Raw genomic sequence first — 1,520 nt, forward strand, 5'->3', positions numbered from 1 at the left:
GTGTGAGAGGTGTGGCAGCTTAGAGCTGCAAGATGTGACGTTGTCCAAGTCAAGTACACTAACCAATAGTGGAACTTCGGTTCCACTTCGCGACATTCTTTTGAATGTTGCGGGTAGTTAATTGCATGCTTTTGATCGGAGGAAGTCTTTCTTCTTCCGGATCAAATCAAGCGCGAGAAGGGCGTTTGGTGGATGCCTTGGCAGTAAGAGGCGATGAAGGACGTGATACTCTGCGATAAGTCCTGGGGAGCTGAGAATAAGCTTTGATCCAGGAATTTCCGAATGGGGAAACCCACCTGACAGTTTGTTATAATTACTTCGGTAATTTATAACATGCTGAACCAGGTATTTATGACCTGAATACATAGGGTTATAAAGGCAAACCCGGGGAACTGAAACATCTAAGTACCCGGAGGAAAGGAAATCAACAGATACTCCGCTAGTAGTGGCGAGCGAACGCGGATCAGCCGAACCATGAGAATGACCAGAATGTGTTGGAAAGCACAGCCATAGTGGGTGATAGCCCCGTATGGGAAGTTCAATTGGACGTATTAAGTAGGGCGGGACACGTGAAATCCTGTCTGAAGATCGGGGGACCACCCTCGAAGGCTAAGTACTCCTTACTGACCGATAGCGAACCAGTACCGTGAGGGAAAGGTGAAAAGCACCCCGACGAGGGGAGTGAAACAGTTTCTGAAACCGGACGCCTACAAGCAGTCGGAGGAGCCTTGAGCTCTGACGGCGTACCTTTTGTATAATGGGTCAACGACTTGGTCTATCGAGCAAGCTTAAGCCGTTAGGTGTAGGCGCAGCGAAAGCGAGTCTTAAAAGGGCGACTAAGTTCGATGGATCAGACCCGAAACCGAGTGATCTAGCCATGTGCAGGCTGAAGGTGAGGTAACACTCACTGGAGGGCCGAACCCACACCTGTTGAAAAAGGTCGGGATGACGTGTGGCTAGGGGTGAAAGGCCAATCAAACTCGGAAATAGCTGGTTCTCCGCGAAATCTATTTAGGTAGAGCGTCGATTGTATTCTCCCGGGGGTAGAGCACTGCATGGATGATGGGGGCCCACAGCCTTACTGAGTCTAAGCAAACTCCGAATACCGGGAAGAACTGATCGGCAGACACACGGCGGGTGCTAACGTCCGTCGTGGAGAGGGAAACAACCCTGACCAACAGCTAAGGCCCCCAATTCGTGGCTAAGTGGGAAAGCATGTGGGACGACCAAAACAACCAGGAGGTTGGCTTAGAAGCAGCCATCCTTTAAAGATAGCGTAACAGCTCACTGGTCTAGATAAGTTGTCCTGCGGCGAAGATGTAACGGGGCTCAAGCCACGAGCCGAAGCTTTGGATGCGCAGTGATGCGCGTGGTAGCGGAGCGTTCTGTGATATAGAACGCTGCCTCCTTAGTATCCTCGGATACATTGGAGGCAATGTTCTGACTGTGAAGCCGGGCCGTAAGGCAGCCGGTGGAGTGATCAGAAGTGAGAATGTTGACATGAGTAGCGACAAACAGGG

General features: G+C 50.9%; 1 rRNA gene. It reads left to right on the forward strand.

From position 1 onward, the window contains the following. Positions 1 to 164 precede the first annotated feature (164 nt). Positions 165 to 1,520: ribosomal RNA gene (locus DL1_RS20425) — 23S ribosomal RNA — on the forward strand; the annotation flags it as partial.

Origin of the sequence: Thioclava dalianensis, assembly GCF_000715505.1 — a bacterium.
In the GTDB taxonomy this organism is placed as follows: domain Bacteria; phylum Pseudomonadota; class Alphaproteobacteria; order Rhodobacterales; family Rhodobacteraceae; genus Thioclava; species Thioclava dalianensis.